This window comes from Pseudomonas ficuserectae, assembly GCF_024584585.1.
Classification (GTDB): Bacteria; Pseudomonadota; Gammaproteobacteria; order Pseudomonadales; family Pseudomonadaceae; genus Aquipseudomonas; species Aquipseudomonas amygdali.
Genome location: NZ_CP085684.1, coordinates 398,956 through 414,293 on the forward strand (window position 1 = coordinate 398,956; position 15,338 = coordinate 414,293).

Annotated in this window: 16 protein-coding genes; 3 read left to right on the forward strand and 13 right to left on the reverse strand. The window is 61.3% G+C overall.

The genetic code is table 11. The features are described 5' to 3' along the window. Positions 1-7 precede the first annotated feature (7 nt). The 12 genes from LJU29_RS01815 to LJU29_RS01870 are packed head-to-tail and all read right to left on the reverse strand — an operon-like array spanning position 8 to position 10,821. Positions 8-2,371: an MMPL family transporter gene (locus tag LJU29_RS01815; RefSeq protein WP_257111570.1), complete on the reverse strand. Its 2,364-nt coding sequence runs from the start codon at positions 2,369-2,371 to the stop codon at positions 8-10. After that, positions 2,355-2,969: an outer membrane lipoprotein carrier protein LolA gene (locus LJU29_RS01820; protein WP_005743093.1), complete on the reverse strand. Its 615-nt coding sequence runs from the start codon at positions 2,967-2,969 to the stop codon at positions 2,355-2,357. The genes LJU29_RS01815 and LJU29_RS01820 overlap by 17 nt, the downstream gene beginning before the upstream one ends. Further along, the gene (locus LJU29_RS01825; protein ID WP_002551680.1) at positions 2,966-3,391 is read right to left on the reverse strand and encodes an acyl-CoA thioesterase; all 426 of its coding nucleotides are present in this window, start codon (positions 3,389-3,391) and stop codon (positions 2,966-2,968) included. Before LJU29_RS01825 ends, LJU29_RS01820 begins: the two co-directional genes overlap by 4 nt. Beyond that, complete coding sequence (locus LJU29_RS01830) at positions 3,381-4,928, reverse strand: HAL/PAL/TAL family ammonia-lyase (protein ID WP_257111571.1); 1,548 nt, start codon at positions 4,926-4,928, stop codon at positions 3,381-3,383. Before LJU29_RS01830 ends, LJU29_RS01825 begins: the two co-directional genes overlap by 11 nt. Further along, positions 4,909-5,856: a lysophospholipid acyltransferase family protein gene (locus LJU29_RS01835; RefSeq protein WP_005752586.1), complete on the reverse strand. Its 948-nt coding sequence runs from the start codon at positions 5,854-5,856 to the stop codon at positions 4,909-4,911. The genes LJU29_RS01830 and LJU29_RS01835 overlap by 20 nt, the downstream gene beginning before the upstream one ends. Then, positions 5,853-6,587, reverse strand: coding sequence for a glycosyltransferase family 2 protein (locus LJU29_RS01840; protein ID WP_002551683.1), 735 nt, complete (start codon positions 6,585-6,587; stop codon positions 5,853-5,855). The genes LJU29_RS01835 and LJU29_RS01840 overlap by 4 nt, the downstream gene beginning before the upstream one ends. Further along, positions 6,580-8,262 (reverse strand): acyl-CoA synthetase family protein, encoded by a 1,683-nt coding sequence (locus tag LJU29_RS01845; protein ID WP_257111572.1) that lies wholly within the window; start codon positions 8,260-8,262, stop codon positions 6,580-6,582. The genes LJU29_RS01840 and LJU29_RS01845 overlap by 8 nt, the downstream gene beginning before the upstream one ends. Positions 8,263-8,272: 10 nt before the next feature. Then, the gene (locus LJU29_RS01850; RefSeq protein WP_004654313.1) at positions 8,273-8,818 is read right to left on the reverse strand and encodes a COG4648 family protein; all 546 of its coding nucleotides are present in this window, start codon (positions 8,816-8,818) and stop codon (positions 8,273-8,275) included. Further along, complete coding sequence (locus LJU29_RS01855; RefSeq protein WP_004654315.1) at positions 8,815-9,069, reverse strand: acyl carrier protein; 255 nt, start codon at positions 9,067-9,069, stop codon at positions 8,815-8,817. Before LJU29_RS01855 ends, LJU29_RS01850 begins: the two co-directional genes overlap by 4 nt. A gap of 9 nt (positions 9,070-9,078) precedes the next feature. Further along, positions 9,079-9,339, reverse strand: coding sequence for a phosphopantetheine-binding protein (locus tag LJU29_RS01860; RefSeq protein ID WP_002551687.1), 261 nt, complete (start codon positions 9,337-9,339; stop codon positions 9,079-9,081). After that, positions 9,314-10,126, reverse strand: a complete 813-nt coding sequence (locus tag LJU29_RS01865; protein WP_054077060.1) for a lysophospholipid acyltransferase family protein — start codon at positions 10,124-10,126, stop codon at positions 9,314-9,316. Before LJU29_RS01865 ends, LJU29_RS01860 begins: the two co-directional genes overlap by 26 nt. Beyond that, positions 10,102-10,821: a beta-ketoacyl synthase chain length factor gene (locus LJU29_RS01870; protein ID WP_005743087.1), complete on the reverse strand. Its 720-nt coding sequence runs from the start codon at positions 10,819-10,821 to the stop codon at positions 10,102-10,104. The genes LJU29_RS01865 and LJU29_RS01870 overlap by 25 nt, the downstream gene beginning before the upstream one ends. A gap of 308 nt (positions 10,822-11,129) precedes the next feature. Here LJU29_RS01870 and LJU29_RS01875 point away from each other — a divergent pair, with 308 nt between their 5' ends. Beyond that, complete coding sequence (locus LJU29_RS01875) at positions 11,130-11,909, forward strand: ParA family protein (RefSeq protein WP_005752605.1); 780 nt, start codon at positions 11,130-11,132, stop codon at positions 11,907-11,909. A 221-nt stretch (positions 11,910-12,130) separates the two neighbouring features. Here the strand turns inward: LJU29_RS01875 and LJU29_RS01880 are convergent, their stop codons facing one another. Continuing rightward, positions 12,131-12,523 (reverse strand): PAAR domain-containing protein, encoded by a 393-nt coding sequence (locus LJU29_RS01880; RefSeq protein ID WP_054996844.1) that lies wholly within the window; start codon positions 12,521-12,523, stop codon positions 12,131-12,133. Positions 12,524-12,786: 263 nt separating this feature from the next. Here LJU29_RS01880 and mdcA point away from each other — a divergent pair, with 263 nt between their 5' ends. Both mdcA and LJU29_RS01890 read left to right on the forward strand, forming a co-directional pair. Then, positions 12,787-14,463 carry a malonate decarboxylase subunit alpha gene (gene mdcA, locus LJU29_RS01885; protein WP_057452927.1) on the forward strand — a complete coding sequence of 559 codons (1,677 nt, stop codon included), beginning with the start codon at positions 12,787-12,789 and terminating at the stop codon, positions 14,461-14,463. Beyond that, on the forward strand, positions 14,463-15,338 hold the full coding sequence (locus LJU29_RS01890) for a triphosphoribosyl-dephospho-CoA synthase (protein ID WP_057404827.1): 876 nt from the start codon (positions 14,463-14,465) through the stop codon (positions 15,336-15,338). Before mdcA ends, LJU29_RS01890 begins: the two co-directional genes overlap by 1 nt.

Sequence of the window (15,338 nt, forward strand, 5' to 3'; positions counted from 1 at the left end):
GCAAGACTCATGCGTGTGGCCCTTCAGCATTGGCTGGCGAATGAAGCCCTTTACGCGGGCTGGCCCACGGTGCCAGAAGAAAGCTGAAGGCCAGCCCCAGGCTGACCGACAGGCCGAAGTTGCTGATCGCCGGGGTGCTGGAAACGGCCAGCAGGCCGAACGACAGCCAAGTGGTGACCGCTGCCAGCAGTGTGCCCAGCAGGCTGACCGCCGCGCCGCCTATCTGCTCGCGCATCAGGATGGCGTAATCGACGCTGATCGCCGTGACCAGCAACAGGCCGAACAGGCTGAACAGAGTCAGCGGCTGACCGAGCCAGCCCAGGCTGGCGAGGCTGCACAGGGCCGCCAGCAGGGGCAGGGCGACAATGCGCAACGCACCGCCGAAGCCAAACGGAGCGATCAGCAGCAGGACGATCAGTACGCACGATGCCAGCTTCAATTCCGCTGCGCTGATCTGCGTGTGGGCGAACACCTCATTGAGTTCCCCCAAGCGGTCGACCAGTTGCACGCCCTCCAGGCCGATGGCCTGCACGCGCAGCAACGCCATGCTGTTCATGCCACGCAGGCTGACGATGCTGGCTACCTGAGCGTCGCCTTCGGCATCTTCGCTGGCACCCAGCCAGAGCGTGCGCCACGGTTCGCTGAGCGGGCCTTGAAGCGCCTGATCAATGTCTTGCGTTGGCAGTGCCTGCAATTGAGAGAGTTCGGTCTTCAGCGCGTTGGCCGGGACGCCAAGCTGCACCAGTGGTGCCCAGTGTTGCGACAATTTGCCCAGCGCATCACGGGTCAGTTGCTGCTCGGCAGGCGAATCCAGCAACTGGTTGAGGGCCATGTAACCCTGCAGCTTGTCCATGCTGATCAGTTGATCGAGCCGCTGAGTCAGCGCCGACTGCCGATCCAGCAACTGCTGTTGATCCTTGCCGCGCACCAGGAAGAACTGGCTGGTGGGCTGATAACCGGTGATCCGCGCGATAGCCTGGGCTTCGTCGGTCAATGCCTGAGGTGCCGAGACCCATTGGCGAATATCGTTCTTGGTGGTCAGGTGCCAGATCCCGCCGCCGCAGAAGGCCAGCAGCAGCGCCAGCAGAATCGGCGTGCTGATGCGCTGCAACAGCGCAGCGCGGCAATCGAGCATCAGTTGCGCCAGTTTCAGCGGCCATTGCGCGGGGTTGATCTCGACCTTTGCAAGCAGCGCGGGCAGCAGACACACCGCAGTCAGGTAAGCGCCGATCAGGCCCGCGGCGGAGAACACGGCAATTTGTGTCAGTGCCGGGAACGGCGTCCAGGCCAGGGCGAGATAGCCGATACAACTGGTGATCAGGCTCAGCGTCAGGCCCGGCAGGGTCAGGCGCAAGGCGGGCCAACTGCGCCAGGGTTTCAGGCTCCAGCTCTTGGACAGGTAATGCAGTGGGTAATCCACCGCCACACCAATCAGGCTGGAACCCAGCACCAGCGTCATGACGTGCATGCTGCCAAACAGCGCCACGCAAGCCACTGCACCGAAGAGCATGCCGACTACCACCGGTACAAACGCCAGCAGCACGCTCCAGCGTCGGAATGCCAGCAACAGCAGCAACAGAATACCGAACGTGGCGCCCCCGCCGACCCAAGTGATTTCCCGGCTGGCCTGCTTCTGCCCGTCGGCGGCGTACAGCAGGCCGCTGGCGGCGAGCAATTGCCCACCGGCCTGCTGCGCCTGCCCCCGCGCTTTCGCCAGCAGGTCGGCGACCTGACCGGGCAGGTGCAGATCGAAAGCATCGGTTCGGGTTCGCGAACGCAGCAGTACCCAGCTTTTGCCCTCGGCGCTGGCGATCAGCGCGCCGCTGGCCAGATCCGCCTCGACCGAGCCCTGTTTCGGCAAGCCGTTCTGGATACGTCCGGTCAGCCCCAGCCAGTCATCCTGACCCGGCACCAGGCTGAACCCGGCAAACGGGTCGAAGAGAGTTTGTACGCGCTGCTCGATGAAAGTCTTCGGCTCATCGATCAACAGAGCGCGATCCGCTGCCGGCAACATCGCGATTCGCCCTTGCAGCAACTGGGTGCGCAACCCGGGCAGATCAGCTTGCAGCGACCACTGAACCTTCTCGAACAGGCCGCTCGCTTGCCATTGCTCCGCCAGCGTGCGAGCCAGTTCCACAGCCTGCTGGCGGTCGGTGTGACCCACCAGCACAAGCATTTCGCGATTGAGCGGTTCCTGCATGCGCTTTTCGGCGCTCACCACCAGTTCGTCGTTGTCAGTGCCTGGCACCAGTTCCATGAGGTTGGCCGACAGCGGCGAGCGGTCGTGCCACTGCCAGCCGGCCAGCGCCAGCACGCTTGCCAGAATCAGCAGGAACAGTCGCGGCAATAGCCGCTCAGTCGTTGAAGTCATTGCGCTGCGCATCGGTCAGGGAGGAAGCACTGCTGCTGTCGATCATTTTCAGGACGGTACTGTCGCCCTGGGTTTCCAGCAACTCGATACGCTGGACCAGTTCGCCGCCATCGATGTTGATCTGTTTGAACACTTGTTGCAGCAGCATCGAGCGCGGCGTGAGCGTGAGTTGCCAGGCGTTCGCGTCGCCTTTGAGCTGCAAGTCGAAATCCCGTTGCAGGCCGCTGCTGTCGCCCTGCAATACAGCAAGGAACAAGCGGTTCTGCTCGGCCCCGGCATTCTTGTTTGGTACGGGCTTCCAGGTGCTGATGTCGCCTACGCTTTCGCGGCGGGAAATGCCGCTGGCATTGATGCGGTAATCCTGTTTCAGCGGTGTTTCCAGCAGCCAGAGCAGCCCGAAATCCCTGGCGAGCACGAAGCGGCCTTTGCTGAGCAGTGGTTGCGGCAGGGCGCGCAGGTGTTTTTCCTGAATGAAGCGCCCTTGCACCACCGCAGGTTTAGCGAGCTGATCACTCAGTTGTTGTAGATCGAAAGCCTGCGCCAGTGAAGACAGGCACAGCAACCCCAGTAGCAGCAAGGCGCGAAACGGACGGTTCATGGCAAAGCTCTCTTCACGGCATCGATAAAGACCTGGGGCGATGCCAGTTGCATTTCCCGGCTCTGGCTGTCGACCGCAACCTGCACGGTGCTGGCGCGGGTCAAACGTTCGCCGGTGTGTGCGTCGGTGATCAGGTAGTTGATCTTCAGACGGTTCTCCCACTCCACCAGACTGGCGCGTACGTTCAGTGTCTGGCCGAACACCGCGCTGCGCACGTAACGCAGTTGCAGGTCGATCACCGGCCAACCATAACCGGATTCGAGCATCTGCATGTAGTTATGACCAATGTGGTCGAGCAATGCGCAGCGTGCGACTTCCAGGTATTTGACGTAATGCCCGTGCCAGACGATGTTCATCATGTCGACGTCGAAAAACGGCACCACGATTTCGGTGTCGACGTGCAGAAAACCCTTACTGCGCATGCAAGCTCCAGCGGCGGTTGGCAATATGTTTCAGGCACAGGCGCAGTTCATTCTCCAGCGCCCGGTCTTCGATGACGGGGGCAAAGTCCTCGCCCAGTTGTTGGTGCATGGCCGCCAGTGCCGGTGGCAGCGGGCGCGCATCGGCGGCCTTGCTGCGCAGCCATATACCCTGGTTGGCGGCGATCAGCGTGGCGGCGGCAACCTGCTCGGTCAGCTCCAGCACCCGAATGGCGTCACGCGCAGCGATGGTGCCCATGCTCACCTTGTCCTGATTGTGGCATTCGGTGGAGCGCGAAAATACGCTGGCCGGCATGGTGTTTTTCAGTGCTTCGGCGGTCCATGCGCTGGTGCCTATCTGCACCGCCTTGAAACCGTGATTGAGCATGGCCCGCTCGGCGCTTGCCCCCGACAGATTGCTCGGCAAGCCGTGGTTGTAACGTTCGTCGACCAGCAGCGCCAATTGCCGGTCAAGCAGGTCTGCGACATTAGCCACCAGCGTTTTCAGGCTGTCCATGGCAAAAGCAATGTGCCCGCCGTAGAAATGCCCGCCGTGCAACACGCGCTCTGCTTCGGCATCGATGATCGGGTTGTCGTTGGCGCTGTTCAGCTCGATCTCGATGAACGAGCGCAGCCAGTTCAGGCTGTCGGCCAGCACGCCCAGCACATGCGGTGCGCAGCGCAGCGAATAGCGGTCCTGCAAACGATGCAGTGGGGCGGTTGGCGCGTCGATGGCCAGGTCCTGACGCAACCACGCGGCTACCTGCATCTGGCCCGGATGCGGCTTGGCGGCGAACAGGCGCTCGTCGAAGTGCTCCGGGTTGCCTTGCAGCGCCACCACGTTCATGGCGGTGATACGGATCGCCAGTTGCAACAGGTAATCGGCGCGGGCGAACGCCAGGCACGCGATGCCTGTCATGACGGCGGTGCCGTTCATCAGCGCCAGCGCTTCCTTGGGGCGCAGCACCAGCGGCGTCCAGCCCAGTTCGCGGTGCACGTCGCTGGCCGGACGGAGCTCGCCACGGAACATCACGTCGCGCTCGCCGGACAGGGTCGCGGCCACGTAAGACAGTGGGGTCAGATCACCGCTGGCACCCACCGAGCCCTCTTCCGGGATCAGCGGCAGCACGTCCTGATCGATAAACGCCTGCAAACGCTCAAGCAGTTCGACGCGCACCCCGGAAACGCCCTGACACAGTGACTGCAAACGTGCCGCCAGCACTGCGCGGGTGGCTTGGGCGTCCAGCAGCTTGCCCAGCCCGCAGCCGTGAAACGTGTACAAATGCTGCGGCAGCGCCTCGACATGCTCCAATGGCACGGCCACCACGCAGGAGTCGCCGTAGCCGGTGGTGACGCCGTAGATCACGCCTTCCTTGTTCAGTAACGAATCGAGAAACTGCGCGCCCCTGGCAATGCGTGCGCGAAATTCAGCGTCGCCTTGCAACGCACTCGGCGCTTGACGATTGGCCAGGGCCAGCACGTCTTCGATACACAGAGCGCGCTCGCCGAAAATGATCGGGTCAGGAGCTTGAATCATCATCGGACTTCCAGAATGGGTAGAAATTGAACCACTGCTGCGGGGCTTCCAGGCAGTAGTGCCCAAGACGCTCGGCATAACGCGTGGCCCAGTGGGCGATGACCTGTGCCCGGTCGCTGCGTCGCCATTCGATGGCGTCGGAGAACGGTTCGAGAATCACCCGATAGCCGTTCGGGCCTTTAAGGCAGAAAAACAGATTGACCGGGCACTTGAGCAGACCGGCCAGCAGCCACGGGCCTTGCGGAAACGTCGCGGGCTTGCCCAGAAAGTCGACCCGCACATTGCGCCCGCCGTGCAGGGCAACGCGGTCACCGGCGATGGCCAGCCACTCGCCTTCGTCCAGACGCTGGCTGAGTTGCAGCATGATCGCCGGGTCCAGTTCGCTGACCTGAATCAGGCGCAGGTTGGTCGCCCCGGCTTCACCGAGCAGGCGATTGAAGCGTTCGGCGTGCTTGGTGTGTACCAGCACGTTCATGGTGACTTTTTCGCCGAGCTCGGCCAGTGCGCGGCACACCTCAAGGTTGCCCAGATGCGCCCCGACCAGCATCTGCCCGCGCTCGCCGCGCAGGTTGTGGCGCAGCAGGGCTGGGTCGATGATCTCGATCTGCTCGATGCCCAGCCTGCCGTTCCACACATCAAGCTTGTCGAGCAGTGCCTCGGCGAAGGCCATGAACTGGCCAAACACGCTCCGCTTGCTGGGGCGCAGTTCGGGTCTGGCGCTCCAGTCCGCCAGGCGCTGCTGGTATTCCCAGATGCTGTGTCGGGCACGGCGGCCGAAGGCGAAGAAATATAGAACGATGCCATACAGCACCGGGCTGAGCAGGCGACGACCGAGCACGCGCATGCCCCAGGCGGTAAGCTTCATGAGCAGGAAGCTGCCACGCTCTTCGTGACTGGCCCAATGTTCCTTGGGCGATTTTTCAATGGTCATGAGCGCCACCGCCGCCAGAGGATCACCGGCAGACGCATCAGCATGCCGAAGAACAGCTTGGCGTGCATTTTCGAGATCAGGGCGTTGTCGTGAAACAGGCGGAAATGCGACAGGCCGTCCTGCGGATAGTGAACGCGGGTCGGCAGCCAGCGCATCGCCTGGCCACGCCATGACAGGCGCACGAGAATTTCCGAGTCGAAGTCCATGCGCCTGCCGATCTGCACGCTGTCGATCAGCGCCAGAACCGGGGCCAGCGGGTAGAGCCGAAAGCCGCACATGGAATCGCGAATATGCAGTGACAGGGTGTTGATCCATACCCAGACGTGGGTGAGATAACGGGCGTACAGGCGGCCTTTGGGCACGCTTTCGTCGTACTGCGGATAGCCACAGATCAACGCTTGCGGATACTGGCGTGACTGCTCCAGAAACACCGGAATATCGTTCAGGTCATGCTGACCATCGGCATCGACCTGCAACGCATGGCTGAAACCCAGGCGTGCCGCCTCGCGGAACCCGGCCATGACCGCGCCGCCCTTGCCTTGATTGACCGGCAGGCGCAACAGGTAAATACCCTCACCCTGCGCCAGCTGCTGTAACACTGCGGCGCAAGCCGGGCTGCTGGCATCGTCCACCAGTATGCAGGGCAAGCCTGCGTTGCGGACGGCCTTGACCACGCTGGGCACGGCCAGTTCGTGGTCGAACACCGGAATGATCACGCAAGGCTTATGCATGATCTCCCTCCAGCACAATCCGGCCGCTGGAGCAGGGTGCGTTTTCGCTGTTGTGAAAGGCGAAATGCAGCTTTGAGCGAGCGGCATCGAAGCGCAGGGTCAGTTTCAGGCGGTCGCCGGGGCGCACCAGTTGCTGAAACTTGAGCACTTCCATGCCAGCAAAGTCGGTTGGCAGATTCAACAGGCGCTGCCCCAGACTGATCGCCCATTCGACCTGAACCACGCCTGGCAAGACCGGTGCCTTGGGAAAGTGGCCGCTGAAAAATGCCAGATCTGGCGGGACGCTCAATTGCAGGTGCAGCTCGCCTTCGACGTTCTGTTGCTCAAGCACTTCTGGCTGTTTCGAGCGTGGCGCCAGCAGCAGCGCCTCGACCTCTGCCTGAGGCAGCTTGCCCTGGGCGTTGAGCGGCATCTGCCGCAGCAGACGCCAGCGACGCGGCAGGGCGATGGTTTCGCAGTGCGGTCGCAGATACTGGCGCAAGGCTTCGGTCAGCGCTCGACGACCCTGATTGCGCAGGGCCAGCAAGCCCGCATCGCTCAGCACCAGCAGCGCGCCAAGCGACGCACGGTTTTCCTGAACCACGCCAAGGCGCGCTTCGTTCACCCATTCGTGAGTCGTAAGGGCCTGCTCGATCAGCGGCAACGACACGCGCTTTTCTTCAAGTTTGACGATGCGGTCCAGCCTGCCCAGCAGTTCGAATCGCCCATCATCGCCAATCAGCACGGCATCGGCGGTCTGCTCGACGTGACCGGGCGGCAGATAGGGCGAGCTGATGCGCAGCGCACCTTCGTTGTCCTGACTCAGCTCTACGCCGTCGAAGGCTTGCCAGCGTTGTTCGCCCTGCCGCCAGGCGATGCCACCGGTTTCCGAACTGCCGAGAATTTCCGTCGGCCACTGGCCAAGACGTTGTTGCAGGCTTTGCGCCGCTTCGGCTGGCAATGCGCCGCCGGATGAAAACACCCGGCGCACGGCACTGAGGCTGCTCCAGTCGAGGTTGTCGCCCATGCGCTTGAGCAGTGCCGGGCTGGCGACCCAGGCAAAGGACGGGTATTCGCGGCTGGCGCGTTGCAGGTCTTCGGCAAACGGCAACTGGCGGCGCACGAACGGGCGTGCGGCGCACAGCGGCCATAGCAAACGGAACAGCAGCCCATAAATATGTTGCGTCGCGACGCTGCCGATCATGCATGCCGAACCAAGCTGCGCGCCCCACAACTGTTCCAGCCCGCAGACTTCGTTGGCCAGCTGGCGCAGGCGTTTTTCAATCAGTTTGGGCTCGCCGCTGGAACCCGAGGTGCACAGGCTCAACCGGCACTGGTCAAGGTCGAGCGCTGCCGGAGCCAGCTGCGCGGCGTGCAGATCGCTTAAATGCGTGTCGTGCGCCAGGTCGGTCAGCCATAGGTCGACCCGATTGGCCCAGCGCTCGCGGGTCTGGCCTTGCAAGTCCGCGGGCAGCAATACATGCACACCGGCGCGCCAGGCACCGAACAAGGCGACGGCCAGGTCAGCGGCATCTTCAAGGTGTACCGCGAGGTTTTTGACACCACGGGCTTGCAGTCCTGCGGCCACACTCAATGCCTGATCACGAAATTGCGCGTGGTCCAGGGTCGGGGCCAGTGTCAGCGGCCGGTCGGGCAGGGCGTCGAGCAGCAGGTGTTCAAGGTTCAACCAGTTCATGCGATCCATTTCATTTGCCGCCCGCAGAGGGTGGGCGGACGATCCATTCAACAGCGAACAACAGGCCCATCAATCCGTAGGAAACCAGGCCGGTGTACAGCGTCCACCAGGACAACGGTGCCCAGAGCGTCAGTATGGCTGCCGTGAGGCCATTGGCGAGGAAGAACAGGCACCAGATCTGCGTGACTTTACGGGTGTAGCGGATGCCGGACTCGGGCAGTTCAGGGCGGTTTATGCGCGCCATTCTTTCTACGATAGGCGGGCCGTAGATCAGGCTTGAACCGAACAGGCCGAGCATGAACGCGCTGACCAGTACCGGATACCAGCGCAGCATCAGGTGGCTGTCGATTACGCCCAGCGCCACGCAAAAAACCAGGGCGACGAGCGCCATCGCCAGGCTGCCGGGCTTGCGCTCGCCGGTCAGTGCGCGCGCCAGCCACAGGCTGCCCAGCAGCAGCGCGAACTGCCACGGGGCGAAGTGTTCGGTTCCCCAGTAGACGGCAAACGGATACAGCACACCGGCCAGCACCAGAATCAGGCCAATCAGCCGCTTCATTCGGCCGCGTTGACCAGTTTGTAGACGGCCTCTACCACGTCGTTCACGGTTCTGACTGACTTGAACTCTTCAGCGGCAATCTTCTTGCCGGTCTTGCGCTTGATGTGGTCGATCAGGTCCACGGCATCGATGCTGTCGATTTCCAGGTCCTGATACAGGTTGGCTTCAAGTGTGACCCTCTCAGGCTCCAGTTCGAACAGTTCCACCATTGCGGCGCGCAGGATTTCGAAGATGTCTTCACGGGTTTGCATGTTCAATTCTCAGGCCGGTTGTCTGGCGCTGACGAAGGCCGCAAGGCTGTCGACGCTGGCGAAATGGTTACGGGTGTCCTTTGCATCGGCATCGATCTTGATGCCATAGCGCTTCTGGATGGCCAGGCCCAGTTCGAGCGCATCCACCGAGTCCAGTCCCAGTCCTTCGCCGAACAGCGTCATATCGTTGCCGATATCTTCCGGGGTGATGTCTTCGAGGCCCAGGGCATCGATGATCAACAATTTAATGTCCTGGTGCAGATCGCTCATCTGAGGCGAGCTCCTTGGTGAAATAGTCATGCAGGTAATCGTTGAGCTTGCGGGACGCCACGGGCGGCGGACCCAGCGAACTGAAGGCGGTGGGGTCTATATCGGCACCGACGCGCAAACTGAAGTGCACGCGGCGTTGTGCAATGCGATACCAGGGCTCGGCCTTGGTCAGAGTGGTCGGCTGGACCTTGATGGTCACCGGAGTGATCATGCTCGCGCCACGCAGTGCAATGGCGGCCGCGCCCCGGTGAAAGACCGGCGGCTGACCCGGCTGGGTGCGGGTGCCTTCGGGGAAAATAATCAGTGTCTGGCCGCTTTGCAGGCGCTCCACGGCGGCATCGAGCATGTCCATGCTGCCGTCGTTGCTGATGTAACCTGTGGAGCGCACCGGGCCACGGGTGAACGGGTTTTCCCACAGGCTGCGCTTGACCACGCAATTGGCGTCACGCACCAGCCCGATCAGGAACACCACGTCGATCAGTGACGGGTGGTTGGCAATGATCATCTGCCCGGGGCGGCCAAGCTTTTCGGCACCCTGTACCTCGTAGGTCAACACGCCCATGCGCGCCATGATGCGGATGAACAGCCAGAACAGGCGGCTGATGGTCCGCCTGGCGCGGCGCTGATGACTGGCTACACTGCCGGGCAGGCAACTCAGTACCGGAAAAACGAACAAGCGCAGGCACAGGCCGCTGAACCCGAAGAGGGCAAAGCTGAAGGCGGTTGCCAGCAAACGCCAGTAATAAGCATCCTGACGTTTTTTCAGTTCTTGCGTTGCCAGTTCCATAACCGGTTATTCCAGGGGTGCAGGCAGACGGATTGATCAGTGTGCAAGGCTTGCAGCAGATTCAATGCGTGGGGCCATCGAGTCTGCGGGTTCCCTTGTGTGTCGCTGTGCAAAGACAATTCCCACTCGTTGCCGGGCGTCAGCAGCAAGCCGACCGCGTAGGGAAAGGGCACGTCATCAATCCATTGTGCATAAGCGTGTGGTGGCTGCTCTTCAGTCACCACAAGCAATACTGCTTCTGCACCCTCGGCCAGCAACGCTGCGGCCTCGAACGCTCCATACTCCAGCCCGTCGCCTGCGGCGGCCAGGGCTGTCATCTCACTTGTTTCACCGCGCATGATCGACCACAGGCCAATCACTGCGTTATGCACTGAAAGGCTGAACTGGGTCGGTGAAACCGGCTCGTTCGCAGCCAGATCGCGCAGAATTTCAAACGTTCTCGGGGTTTCTCCGTGGCGCGAGACAAACACCAGCGGTACGCGCCCCAAACCTTCAGTCAATGGCCAGCCGACTGCAAATGCCATTCTGGCCATGCGGCCCAGGCGGCGACGTTGCATGGCAGGCAGGAAAGACACGTCTGGCGCGGCATCACTGGTTTCCAGTAGCGTCGGATTGCGGCTCCATTGCAGCCAGTCTTCCGCGCTCGCCAGGCCCGGAGCCCAGGCATGCCATCGTGCAATGTTGAAGGTGATCAAGACTTCTCTTCCCGCCCCTGCGGGCTTGTTTCTCGCTAAATCGATATCAGGTAGATATCAGCCTGGGTGCGGTAATTTGACCGAGCGCGCGCATTATCCCGATGGGGGTCATTACTAGCAAATTTGTTACATAAAAATCGTTTACAGACGTGTATTTTAAAGTTCAAGTCTGGCTTTAGGATGACAGGCAGGTACGTGCCGTTTTGCGATAAGCTCGCTGTTGTCATATGTACTGCCTAGACTCTACACCTCTTAAGGTCGTTATCGGCCACACCTGCTGTTTCTTCATCTTTCAAGGAACCCAAAGCATGCGTCGCGTGGTATTCAATCAGAAGGGCGGTGTAGGCAAATCGAGCATCGCCTGCAATCTGGCTGCAGTCAGCGCTCACGAAGGCTATCGGACGTTGTTGATCGATCTCGATGCCCAGGCCAACTCGACTCAGTACCTCACCGGCCTTACCGGTCAGGATATTCCGATGGGTATTGCCGAGTTCTTCAAGAACACATTGTCAGCAGCACCGTTCGCCAAGAAAAACCACGTTGATATCTATGAAACACCTTTCGATAACCTGCATGTGGTCACGGCCACTGCCGAGCTTGCCGACTTGCAGCCCAAACTTGAGGTAAAGCACAAGATCAACAAGCTGCGCAAACTGCTCGACGAACTGAGTGAGGATTACGAGCGGATTTATCTGGATACGCCGCCAGCACTGAACTTTTATGCGGTTTCGGCGCTTATTGCGTCTGATCGTGTATTGATTCCGTTCGACTGCGACAGCTTTTCCCGACAGGCGCTGTACGGACTGATGCGCGAGATCGAGGAGCTGAAAGAGGATCACAACGAAGATCTTAAGGTTGAAGGCATCATCGTTAACCAGTTCCAGCCCCGAGCCAGCCTGCCGCAGCAGATGCTCGACGAGCTGATAGCCGAGGGGCTGCCGGTGTTGCCGGTCTACCTGGGCGCATCGGTGAAAATGCGCGAGTCGCATCAGGCCAGCCTGCCGCTGATCCACCTGGACCCCCGTCACAAGCTGACGCAGCAGTTCGTGGACCTGCATCACTTGCTGGAGACCAATGCCCATCCGTGATGGGTATGCACCGCGCGTAGCACTCAGCGTTATACACAAGTCCGCTTTTGATTCTGGCCGAAGGCCGTGGGAGTGAACTTGTTCACGAAAGGGCCGGTATAGTCACAGAAAATGTATCGTCTGAACTACCGTATTCGCGAACAAGTTCGCTCCCACGCCCTTCGGGCAGAAGCCAATCTGTGAGCATCTCAAGACTTATGCATAACGCTGGGGCGCAGGAATCATCGTGGCCTGAGCACCTCGGGCGTATAGCTGCCGTCTCTCAGTGAGCGCGCAAGCTGTTCGGCATGCAGCCTCGCTGTAGATGCCAGTTCTGTGGAGATGGTGACAGCTGCGTCCATATCGGCCTGGATTTCTTGCTGTGATGCGGTCAGGCGGTTGCTGCCGGGGGCGCAGCTACACCGCACCTCATGACCCTGAGTGGCAACCGCCACCAGATCGTCGACATACGTCGGGTTGCCCTGAGCAATGAAACCGATTCGGGTGCACGCCGGGCACCACACCGGGTCGCCCATGCGGGCCACGCGACGCAGGTCAATGACCTCGCTTGCCGATGCGGCCAGCACAAAGCCGCCCGTGGTGGTGAGATCGCCTTCCCTGACTATGAACGACATGGCAGTGCTTCCTTTGAGTTCTGGAAGCCTGAAGGCTAGGCGTAAAACCGCTACTCAGGTGCGCAGAAGCCCTGTTTAAAGACCGGTCCTACGCAAAGATCAGCAGAGCGTTTCGCGGATGTTACGGGCATCAATAAAGGTGATCAAAAAATGATCACTTCTACTATCGTTACTCCAGCCGTAACGATTCACCTCGCTGCTTGATTGATGCTTGCCCCTATCGCTCCTAAGGTGGCCCACGACAGCAAAATCGTGGAGCGATCATGACAACAACAACTTCCCCCGACGCACGCTGGACACGTCGTCGCACCGAGAAGCAGCGGCGTCTGGAGCAGGTGCGGGCGTTGGCCGATGGCGTAGTGCTGTCGACCGACAAGATTGTCGCGGCGCTGGAGGCCTTGCTGGTTTCCGGTGATCGGGTGGTGCTTGAGGGCAATAACCAGAAGCAAGCGGACTTCCTGTCCCGCGCGCTGGCCAAAGTCGATCCGGGCAAGGTCCATGACCTGCACATGATCATGCCAAGCGTTGGCCGCGCCGAGCACCTCGACCTTTTCGAGCAAGGCATCGCACGCAAACTGGACTTCTCGTTTGCTGGCACGCAGAGCCTGCGCATCAGCCAGTTGCTGGAAGACGGCCTGCTGGAAATCGGTGCGATCCACACCTACATCGAACTGTATTCGCGGCTGGTGGTGGACCTGATCCCCAACGTGGTGCTGGCCGCAGGCTTCATGGCCGACCGGGCAGGCAACATCTACACCGGCCCGAGCACCGAAGACACCCCCGCGCTGATCGAGCCGGCCGCATTCAGCGATGGCATCGTCATCGTTCAGGTCAATCAATTGGTGGATGACGTCAGCGAACTGCCTCGCGTGGACATTCCCGCCTCGTGGGTCGATTTTGTGGTGGTGGCCGACAAGCCGTTCTACATCGAGCCGCTGTTCACCCGCGACCCACGCCACATCAAGCCGGTGCACGTATTGATGGCGATGATGGCGATTCGCGGCATCTACGAAAAACACAACGTTCAGTCGCTGAACCACGGCATTGGTTTCAATACCGCAGCCATTGAACTGATTCTGCCGACTTACGGCGAGTCGTTAGGCCTCAAGGGCAAGATCTGCCGTAACTGGACGCTTAACCCGCATCCGACACTGATCCCGGCCATCGAAAGCGGTTGGGTCGAGAGCGTGCATTGCTTCGGCACCGAACTGGGCATGGAAAACTACATTGCTGCGCGCCCGGATGTGTTCTTCACCGGGCGCGATGGCTCGCTGCGTTCCAATCGCCAACTCTGTCAGCTGGCTGGCCAATATGCCGTTGACCTGTTTATCGGCGCGACCCTGCAGGTGGATGGAGACGGGCATTCCTCGACCGTCACCCGTGGCAGGCTGGCAGGTTTTGGCGGCGCACCGAACATGGGCCATGATCCGCGCGGCAGACGTCATGCCACCCCGGCATGGCTGGACATGCGCCAACAGAACGAGAGCGGCCCGGATGCCTATCTGGAGCGCGGCAAAAAGCTCGTGGTGCAGTTGGTCGAGACGTTTCAGGAGGGCGGCAAGCCGACCTTCGTTGAAACGCTGGACGCTGTAGAAGTGGCGAAGAAAAGCGGCATGCCGCTGGCACCGATCATGATCTACGGCGACGACGTCACCCATTTGTTGACCGAAGAAGGCATCGCCTACCTCTACAAGGCGCGCAGCCTGGAAGAGCGTCAGGCGATGATCGCCGCCGTGGCGGGCGTGACCGTGATCGGCTTGCGCCATAACCCGAAAGACACTGCACGTATGCGTCGTGAAGGGCTGATCGCGCTGCCGGAAGACCTCGGCATCCGGCGCACCGATGCCAGCCGTGAACTGCTTGCGGCCAAGAGCATTGCCGATCTGGTTCAGTGGTCCGGTGGTCTGTACAGCCCGCCTGCCAAATTCAGGAGTTGGTGATGAGCGCACTTCAATTGACACCGCAAGCTGCTTCGCTTGCCGAGCGACTGGCCGATCTGGCCGTCGATGCCCTGATCGCCGAAGCCGACCTGTCGCCCAAACCTGCACTGGTGGACCGGCGTGGCAGCGGCGCACACACCGACCTGCACCTGGGCCTGATGCATTCCTCGGCGCTGTCACTGTGGCCGACCTTCAAGTTGATGGCTGACGCCGCCGGGCAATTCAACACAGTGGGCCAGCCATTACGTGAGGCGCTCGGCCGTCTCGGTCGCGAAGGTGAAGCGACGATGCTGCGCACCACCCTGGGCGTGAATACTCATCGAGGTGCGATCTGGGCGCTGGGCCTGCTGGTGACAGCTGCCGCGCTGGATGCCCGCAACTGCGCACCCGAAGCCGTCTTCGCGCGGGCTGCCAGCCTGGCGCAGATCAAGGACCGCCAGGTGCTCGTGCAAGGCAGTCACGGTAATGAAGTGGTTCGCCGTTACGGTGTAATGGGCGCCCGGGAACAGGCGCAGCAAGGCTTCCCGGCAGTCAGGGATTTCGCCTTGCCGCAACTGCAACGCAGTCGCGCGGCGGGCAGTGGCGAGCAGAACGCCCGGCTGGATGCGCTGCTGGCGATCATGACCACCCTGTCCGACACCTGCGTGCTGCATCGTGCCGGTATCGAAGGCTTGCACACCATGCAGCGCGGCGCTCAGCACGTGCTGGACGTTGGCGGCAGTGCCAGCCTTGCCGGGCGCCGCGCACTGAACCAACTGGATCAGCAATTGCTGGCGCTGAATGCTTCGCCCGGCGGCGCGGCTGATCTGCTGGCTGCCTGCCTGTTTATCGACGGTCTGGAGCCTGCGCTCGGCCGTGTTTCGAGGAGTGTCTGA

Coding starts and splice junctions, on each gene's coding strand:
- LJU29_RS01890 (WP_057404827.1), top strand. CDS start 14,463: ATGAGCGCACTTCAATTGACACCGCAAGCTGCTTCGCTTGCCGAGCGA.
- LJU29_RS01860 (WP_002551687.1), bottom strand. CDS start 9,339: ATGAGCGATCTGCACCAGGACATTAAATTGTTGATCATCGATGCCCTG.
- LJU29_RS01855 (WP_004654315.1), bottom strand. CDS start 9,069: ATGCAAACCCGTGAAGACATCTTCGAAATCCTGCGCGCCGCAATGGTG.
- LJU29_RS01820 (WP_005743093.1), bottom strand. CDS start 2,969: ATGAACCGTCCGTTTCGCGCCTTGCTGCTACTGGGGTTGCTGTGCCTG.
- LJU29_RS01880 (WP_054996844.1), bottom strand. CDS start 12,523: ATGTCGTTCATAGTCAGGGAAGGCGATCTCACCACCACGGGCGGCTTT.
- LJU29_RS01845 (WP_257111572.1), bottom strand. CDS start 8,262: ATGAACTGGTTGAACCTTGAACACCTGCTGCTCGACGCCCTGCCCGAC.
- LJU29_RS01865 (WP_054077060.1), bottom strand. CDS start 10,126: ATGGAACTGGCAACGCAAGAACTGAAAAAACGTCAGGATGCTTATTAC.
- LJU29_RS01850 (WP_004654313.1), bottom strand. CDS start 8,818: ATGAAGCGGCTGATTGGCCTGATTCTGGTGCTGGCCGGTGTGCTGTAT.
- LJU29_RS01830 (WP_257111571.1), bottom strand. CDS start 4,928: ATGATGATTCAAGCTCCTGACCCGATCATTTTCGGCGAGCGCGCTCTG.
- LJU29_RS01875 (WP_005752605.1), top strand. CDS start 11,130: ATGCGTCGCGTGGTATTCAATCAGAAGGGCGGTGTAGGCAAATCGAGC.
- LJU29_RS01835 (WP_005752586.1), bottom strand. CDS start 5,856: ATGACCATTGAAAAATCGCCCAAGGAACATTGGGCCAGTCACGAAGAG.
- mdcA (WP_057452927.1), top strand. CDS start 12,787: ATGACAACAACAACTTCCCCCGACGCACGCTGGACACGTCGTCGCACC.
- LJU29_RS01815 (WP_257111570.1), bottom strand. CDS start 2,371: ATGACTTCAACGACTGAGCGGCTATTGCCGCGACTGTTCCTGCTGATT.
- LJU29_RS01825 (WP_002551680.1), bottom strand. CDS start 3,391: ATGCGCAGTAAGGGTTTTCTGCACGTCGACACCGAAATCGTGGTGCCG.
- LJU29_RS01840 (WP_002551683.1), bottom strand. CDS start 6,587: ATGCATAAGCCTTGCGTGATCATTCCGGTGTTCGACCACGAACTGGCC.